This is a genomic window from Mycobacterium sp. (genome assembly GCF_049280035.1).
Taxonomy (GTDB): Bacteria; Actinomycetota; Actinomycetes; order Mycobacteriales; family Mycobacteriaceae; genus Mycobacterium.
In genome coordinates this window covers 1-6,658 of record NZ_JBAPPI010000065.1, presented here as the reverse complement: position 1 = coordinate 6,658, position 6,658 = coordinate 1, and the positions used below count along the sequence as shown (strand labels likewise).

Genomic DNA, 6,658 nt, shown 5'->3' with positions numbered 1-6,658 from the left:
GTGGTGTTCTGGCTGGACCAGGAGCGTCCGCACGAGAACGAACTTCGAAAGAAGGTCAACACCTACCTGGCCGACCACGACACCGAGGGCCTCGACATCCAGACCATGTCGCAGGAACGAGCGATGCGGCACACGATCGAGCGCGCGATGCGCGGGCAGGACACCATCGCCGCCACCGGAAACATCCTGCGCGACTACCTCACCGACCTGTTCCCGATCCTGGAACTGGGCACCAGCGCCAAGATGCTATCCATCGTGCCGCTGATGGCCGGTGGCGGCATGTACGAAACCGGAGCGGGCGGTTCAGCGCCCAAGCACGTCCACCAACTGGTCGAGGAAAACCATCTGCGCTGGGACTCACTCGGCGAGTTCCTGGCCTTAGGAGCATGTTTCGAAGACATCGGTATCAAGACCGGAAACGAGCGGGCCAAGATCCTCGGCAAGACGCTAGACGCCGCGATCGGCACACTGCTGGACAACAATAAGAGCCCGTCGCGCAAGACCGGTGAGCTCGACAATCGCGGCAGCCAGTTCTATTTGGCGATGTACTGGGCGCAGGAACTGGCCGCGCAGACCGATGATGACGAGTTGCAGAAACACTTCGCCGCACTGGCCGACGCGTTGACCGGGAGCGAAGACGCCATCATCGCCGAACTCGCCGAAGCCCAAGGCGACGCGGTGGATATCGGCGGCTACTACCGGCCGGACTACGAGAAGACCACTGCGGTGATGCGGCCAAGCAAAACCCTCAACGCGGCGCTGGAGGACGCACAGCGGGCTTAGACAGGTTTAGTCCGCGAGGTCGCGCAGCGTCTCGATGAGCTTGACCCGCTCGGCCGCCGTAGCTGCCATTGGCGCCACGTTCAACGTGGTCACGCCCGCCTCCCGAAACGCCGCGACACGTTCTTTCACGAATGCGGGTGTGCCGATCAGGTTGACGTCGCGCACGAGTTCGTCGGGCACCGCCTTGGCGGCGCTGTCCTTTTCGCCGGCCAGGTAGAGCTCCTGGATGCGGTCGGCTTGCGGACCATAGCCGTAGCTGCTGGCCAGCGTGTGGTAGAAGTTCTTGCCCTTAGCGCCCATTCCGCCGATGTAGAGCGCCAGGTGCGGTTTGACGAATTCGCGTAGTGGCTCGACATTTTCGCCGATGGCCAGTGCCGGTCCGGCGAACACGTCGAGGTTCCCCAGAGCGGGATCGCGCTTCGCCTGGCCGGCGGCCAGCGCCTGGCCCCACACATCCTGCGCTTTCTCCGGTAGATAGAAGATCGGTTGCCAGCCCTCGGCGATCTCGGCTGCCAGCTCGACATTCTTGGGGCCGAGCGCGGCAACCAAGATCGGAATGCGTTCCCGGACAGGGCGATTGATCAGCTTGAGTGGCTTGCCAAGGCCGGTGCCCTTCTCAGGCGGCAACGGGATCGTGTAGTGCTTGCCTTGGTGTTGCAGAGTTTCGCGACGCCACACCTGGCGGCAGATTTCGACGACTTCGCGGGTGCGGGCTATCGGGGCGTCGTAGGGCACGCCGTGGAAGCCCTCGATGACCTGAGGGCCGGACGCGCCAAGGCCCAGGATGAACCGGCGATCGGAGACATAGTCGAGACCCGCCGCGGTCATCGCGGTCAGCGTGGGCGTTCGGGTGTAGAGCTGCAGGATGCCCGACGCCAATTCAACCCGTTCGGTGCTGGCCGCCAGGTAGCCCAGCGCGCTGACGGCATCGAACGAATACGCCTCGGGGACAAAGACGATGTCTAATCCGGCACGTTCCAGGTCGGCCACCTCGGCGGCCACCTCTTTGAACCCCCCGGCGTAATTGATTCCCAACCCGATCCTCATGCTCGGTACTCCTATGCTTTCTATGCTCTAGTGAACTGATCGGCCAGTTCGAGCGCCTCTTGTTGGATCCGCTCGAACTGGACACCCATCGCTTCCGACAATGCCATCCACCCGACAGCGGCCGCACCATGACCATAAAGTCGTCGATCAGACCATCGTCGTTGAAGTGCAAGAAGTCACATCCGGTGATGATCTTGCCGGACACGGTCGTCTCGAACACAAAGGCATGGTCGCGTTGTCAAGGAAGTCCTCGAAACCGCAGCACACCGCGCAGGATCGGCCAGCATTGCCTGGATGGCCGCCTCGTCGCTCTCGTCGACCGTCGTACGGAAGGGATGGGTAGGACCTCACCAGGCACCTCGCATAGTCAATTTGTTGAGTAGGTGTGACTGACGGTAGAGCTTGCCCGCGGCTATATCCCTGCGTGACGCGGTGCTGGCGCCGGGTCCGCCAGGTAGTGGGCGAGCACCGGCCGCAACCATTCGATGAGTTCGGCGTCGTCCATGCCGGCCAGCGGCGGCACACCGAGGATATAGCGAGCCACCGCGAGTCCCAGCAGTTGCGATCCGACCAGAGCAGCCCGTTCGGCAGCGTGATCGGGGGCGATCGCCGATAGCGCCGGGGCCACCTGGTCGACGAAAACCTCGAGCAGGGCATCTGCAGCAACACGATTCGTCGCGGCCGCGCGCAATAGCGGGAGAAACGGTCCCTGCGGGCCCCAGACGGCGATGAACATCGGCAGCAGCACGTCGGCAATACGGTCAGGCGCGACCTCCGATAGATCAGGGAACGTGATGTCGAATCGGGAGGCCGCGGCGAAAAGTTCTGCCTTGCTGTTGAAGTAGTGCATGACGAGCGCCGGATCGACGCCGGCCTCCGAAGCGACGGACCGGATCGTCGTGCGTTCGAAGCCGTGGTTCCCGAACTGCGAGCGCGCAGTCTCCAGGATCGTCGCCCGGGTGGTCTGTCCATCACGTTTATCACGCGCCTTCGGTGGCATGCCAACAGTGTATTCAACAACTGTTGACACGGCTGGGATCACGGCCTACCGTCGAGTTCAACAGTTGTTGAACTCATCACGAAAGGTCGCCATCATGACCGTTACCGCCATTCAGATCGGACTCGACCCGGAGGTGATCGACTACTCTTCGTCCGACTTCGCCCAGTTCCCGGGTCTGTCGAAGGAGAAGCTGCGCGCCGCCAACGATGACAACGTGGCCGCGTTGCGCGCCGCGGGCTATCACGTCGACAACTGCCTCATCGACGTCGGCGATGCGGGTGCCGACAAAGCCCGCCAGTGGCTGGAGGCCAAGCGCTACGACGCGGTGCTCATCGGCGCTGGAGTGCGACTGGTCGCTGGCAACACCGTGCTGTTCGAGTCGATCGTCAATGCCGCACATATCACCCAGCCCGGTTGCCGCTTCGTGTTCAATCGCGGGGCCGTCGCGACTCCCGACGACATTCGTCGTTGGTACCCGAACCCGGAAGCGGTGGCGTGATGACCGGTCACAAGGTTGACGTCCTGGTCGTTGGCGCCGGCCCGACGGGGCTGACCGCCGCCGGCGACCTCGCGCGAGCGGGTCGGTCGGTCACCGTACTCGAGCGCTGGCCCGCGATCAATCCGTCCAGCCGCGCCTTCGCCACCATGGCGCGCACGCTGGAGGCTTTCGACGCCCGCGGAATCGCCGACGACCTGCTCGCGCACGCCCACAAGGCGCCGGGCGTCACAATTTTCGGCGGCGCTCGCATCGACCTCACCCACCTCGACTCGCCCTACCAGTTCGCGATGATCACTCCGCAGACCAACGTCGAGCAGGCGCTGGGCGCCTACGCCGTCGCGCAAGGGGCCGAGATCCGGCGTGGCATTGAGGTCGTCGGACTCGATCAAGACGTTGATGGCGTGACCGTCACCGCGCGGCCGCATGGCGAGCACGCTGAGCGTCTAACCTACTGGCGGGCAAAGTATTTGATCGGCGCTGACGGTGCGCACAGCACGGTCCGCGCGCTGATCGGTGCGGACTTCGTGGGTAAGACGATCTTGTCGTCCATCGTGCTGGCCGATGTCAAACTGGCCCATGGCCCTGCCGACGGCGGCCTGACACTCGGCAGTACCCGCGACGAGTTCGCGTTCCTGGCTCCCTACCACCGCCATGATGCAGACGGTTCCTGGTACCGGGCGATGGTGTGGGACCGTAACAATCAGGTGCCCGACACCCAGCCGGTGGACTCCGCGGAGATCGCCGGAATCCTCACCCGCGCAATGAAGGCCGACCTCGGCATGCTCGAGGTCGGATGGAAGTCTCGATTCCATTGCGACGAAAGGCAAGTCGCGCAATATCGTTATGGCCGTGTGCTCCTGGCCGGAGACGCGGCACACGTGCACTCCCCGATGGGCGGTCAGGGTATGAACACCGGGATTCAGGACGCGGCGAACCTCGCTTGGAAGATCGACGCGGTGCTCGCTGGCGCAGACGACACTGTGCTGGACAGCTATCACGATGAACGCCATCCGGTTGGCAAGCGGGTGCTGCTACAGTCCGGCCTGATGGCGCGCGGCGTGACCCTTCATCCGCGGTTGGCTCGCGGATTGCGAAACATGCTGTTGCCGAAGCTGCTTCGTTTAGCCCTGGTGCGCGACGAGGTAGCCGGCAGCTTTGCGGGCACGACGCTGCGGTATCCGCACCGGGCAGGGGAGAGTGCTTTGGTGGGCACCAGAGCAACGCAGATTCCGTTGACGCAAGACCGTCTCACTGAGCTGCAGCGCGAGCCAGGCTTCGTGTTGATCCGGGAGAGCGGCAGGTCTCCGGTCGACATCGACCTGCACCAAGCGGAGCGGTCCGATTCCGGGCCGGCAGTGCTGGTGCGACCCGACGGCTACGTCGCCTGGGCCGGCGACTCGGCCAACCGGTCCGAATGGCTTGAGGTACTCGCCCGCTGGACCGCACATGCGAGCACCGTCTCACCCGCTGTGACCAGTTGAAAGGCGCTCCCTTGTAGTCTGGGCTTCATGTCCAGCGCAGCAAAGATCAAAGTCGAAGGCACGGTAGTAGAGCTCGACGGCGACGAGATGACGCGGGTCATCTGGCACTGGATCAAAGACATGCTGATCCTTCCGCACCTCGACATCAAGCTGGACTATTACGACCTGGGCATCGAGCACCGCGACGCCACCGACGACCAGGTGACGATCGACTCGGCGTATGCCATCAAGAAACACGGCGTTGGCGTCAAGTGCGCCACGATCACCCCCGACGAGGCCCGAGTCAAAGAATTCAACCTCAAGACGATGTGGTCGTCACCCAACGGGACAATCCGAAACATCTTGGGCGGCACGATCTTCCGTGAGCCGATCATGATCTCGAATGTGCCGCGGCTGGTTCCGGGGTGGAAGAAACCGATTATCATCGGCCGGCACGCTTTTGGTGACCAGTATCGTGCGACGAACTTCAAGGTCGACCGGCCCGGGACCGTCACACTGACCTTCACCCCGGACGACGACAGCGAGCCGATCGTGCACGAGATGGTGTCCATCCCCGAAGACGGCGGCGTCGTGATGGGGATGTACAACTTCAAGGATTCGATTCAGGATTTTGCTCGCACGTCGTTCGCCTACGCCCTGAAAGAGAACTACCCGCTTTATCTGTCGACGAAGAACACCATCCTCAAGGCCTACGACGGCATGTTCAAAGAAGAGTTCCAGCGGATCTACGACGAGGAGTTCAAGGACAAGTTCGAGGCGGCCGGGCTGACCTACGAGCACCGGCTGATCGACGACATGGTGGCCGCTTCGCTCAAGTGGGAAGGCGGCTACGTGTGGGCGTGCAAGAACTACGACGGCGATGTCCAGTCGGACGCGATCGCCCAGGGTTACGGCTCACTGGGGCTGATGACGTCGGTGCTGATGACCGCGGACGGCAAGACCGTGGAAGCCGAAGCCGCCCATGGCACGGTCACCCGCCACTTCCGCCAATACCAGCAGGGCAAGCCAACCTCCACCAATCCGATCGCCTCGATCTTCGCCTGGACCCGCGGGCTCGAGCACCGCGGCAAGCTGGACAACACACCCGAGGTGAGCGACTTCGCCGAGAAGCTGGAAGAGGTCGTCGTCGCCACGGTCGAAGGCGGTCAGATGACCAAGGACCTCGCGTTGCTGATCGGCGAGGATCAGGACTGGCAGACCAGCGAGGAGTTCCTCGCGACGATCGCCGACAACCTGGACAAGGCGCTCAGCTCGACTTAGCCGCTCGGATCGGCGGGGTGTGCTCGTCGAGGAAGCCGGTGATGGCCTCGGTCACCCGTCCCGGCGCCTCGAACATCGGGATGTGTCCGAGTCCGTCGAGCTCGGTCATTCGCGTTCCAGCGGGAAGCTGGGCCTTGAAGTACCGGTGGGATCGCGGCGCGGGAAAGACCCGGTCCTTTCCGCAGATCACCAGGTGGGCGGGGACGGCGGTGTGCGCCAACTCCAGCAATCCGGGCAGCAGCATTGATTTCACCAGCAGCTGGAAGTACGCGGGGCAGTGCGCCACGTCGTCGACGATGGCCTCGAGTTCGCTTTCACTGACCCCGTCCGGCGACGCGCTGATCGGCAGAGTGGCCAGCCGACGACTGAAAGGCAGCCGCAATGCGCGCGGCCCCGCCAAGCGCGCCAGTGCCCAGAACGGCATCCCGCTGACGAACTTGGCGACCACCTCGAACTTGGTCGGGGCCCAGCGGGTCCACCCGCCGGCCGGCGCGATGCCGGTGACCGTGCGTGCCCGGCCGCGACGTTCCAGCTCGAAGGCGACCCATCCGCCCAGGGAGTTGCCGACGATGTGGCAGGTATCCCAGC

At 63.8% G+C, this 6,658-nt stretch carries 7 protein-coding genes and 1 pseudogene; 4 read left to right on the top strand and 4 right to left on the bottom strand.

Going from position 1 to position 6,658, the window contains the following annotated elements; translation table 11 throughout:
* The coding region (locus WAN71_RS02220) for an NADP-dependent isocitrate dehydrogenase (RefSeq protein ID WP_422223762.1) at positions 1 to 783 on the top strand (783 nt) is incomplete at its 5' end.
* A gap of 6 nt (positions 784 to 789) precedes the next feature.
* Here the strand turns inward: WAN71_RS02220 and WAN71_RS02215 are convergent.
* From WAN71_RS02215 to WAN71_RS02205, 3 genes and pseudogenes are all read right to left on the bottom strand, one after another.
* Positions 790 to 1,830: an LLM class F420-dependent oxidoreductase gene (locus WAN71_RS02215; RefSeq protein ID WP_422223761.1), complete on the bottom strand. Its 1,041-nt coding sequence runs from the start codon at positions 1,828 to 1,830 to the stop codon at positions 790 to 792.
* Positions 1,831 to 1,850: 20 nt separating this feature from the next.
* Positions 1,851 to 2,202 (bottom strand): annotated as a pseudogene (locus tag WAN71_RS02210) (nuclear transport factor 2 family protein).
* A gap of 40 nt (positions 2,203 to 2,242) precedes the next feature.
* Entirely contained in the window at positions 2,243 to 2,830 is a 588-nt protein-coding gene (locus WAN71_RS02205; RefSeq protein ID WP_422223760.1) for a TetR family transcriptional regulator, read from the bottom strand.
* A gap of 94 nt (positions 2,831 to 2,924) precedes the next feature.
* On the opposite strand from WAN71_RS02205, the gene WAN71_RS02200 reads away from it, so the two are divergent.
* The 3 genes from WAN71_RS02200 to WAN71_RS02190 are packed head-to-tail and all read left to right on the top strand — an operon-like array spanning position 2,925 to position 6,070.
* Positions 2,925 to 3,329: a hypothetical protein gene (locus WAN71_RS02200; protein WP_422223759.1), complete on the top strand. Its 405-nt coding sequence runs from the start codon at positions 2,925 to 2,927 to the stop codon at positions 3,327 to 3,329.
* Positions 3,329 to 4,810, top strand: a complete 1,482-nt coding sequence (locus tag WAN71_RS02195) for an FAD-dependent oxidoreductase (RefSeq protein ID WP_422223758.1) — start codon at positions 3,329 to 3,331, stop codon at positions 4,808 to 4,810. Before WAN71_RS02200 ends, WAN71_RS02195 begins: the two co-directional genes overlap by 1 nt.
* Positions 4,811 to 4,837: 27 nt before the next feature.
* A complete protein-coding gene (locus WAN71_RS02190) occupies positions 4,838 to 6,070 on the top strand; it encodes an NADP-dependent isocitrate dehydrogenase (protein WP_422223757.1) in 1,233 nt (410 codons plus the stop codon).
* Here WAN71_RS02190 and WAN71_RS02185 read toward each other — a convergent pair.
* Positions 6,057 to 6,658 (bottom strand): alpha/beta fold hydrolase (locus WAN71_RS02185; protein WP_422223756.1); only part of this gene is annotated, 602 nt, incomplete at its 5' end. The two genes, WAN71_RS02190 and WAN71_RS02185, sit on opposite strands and share 14 nt — an antisense overlap.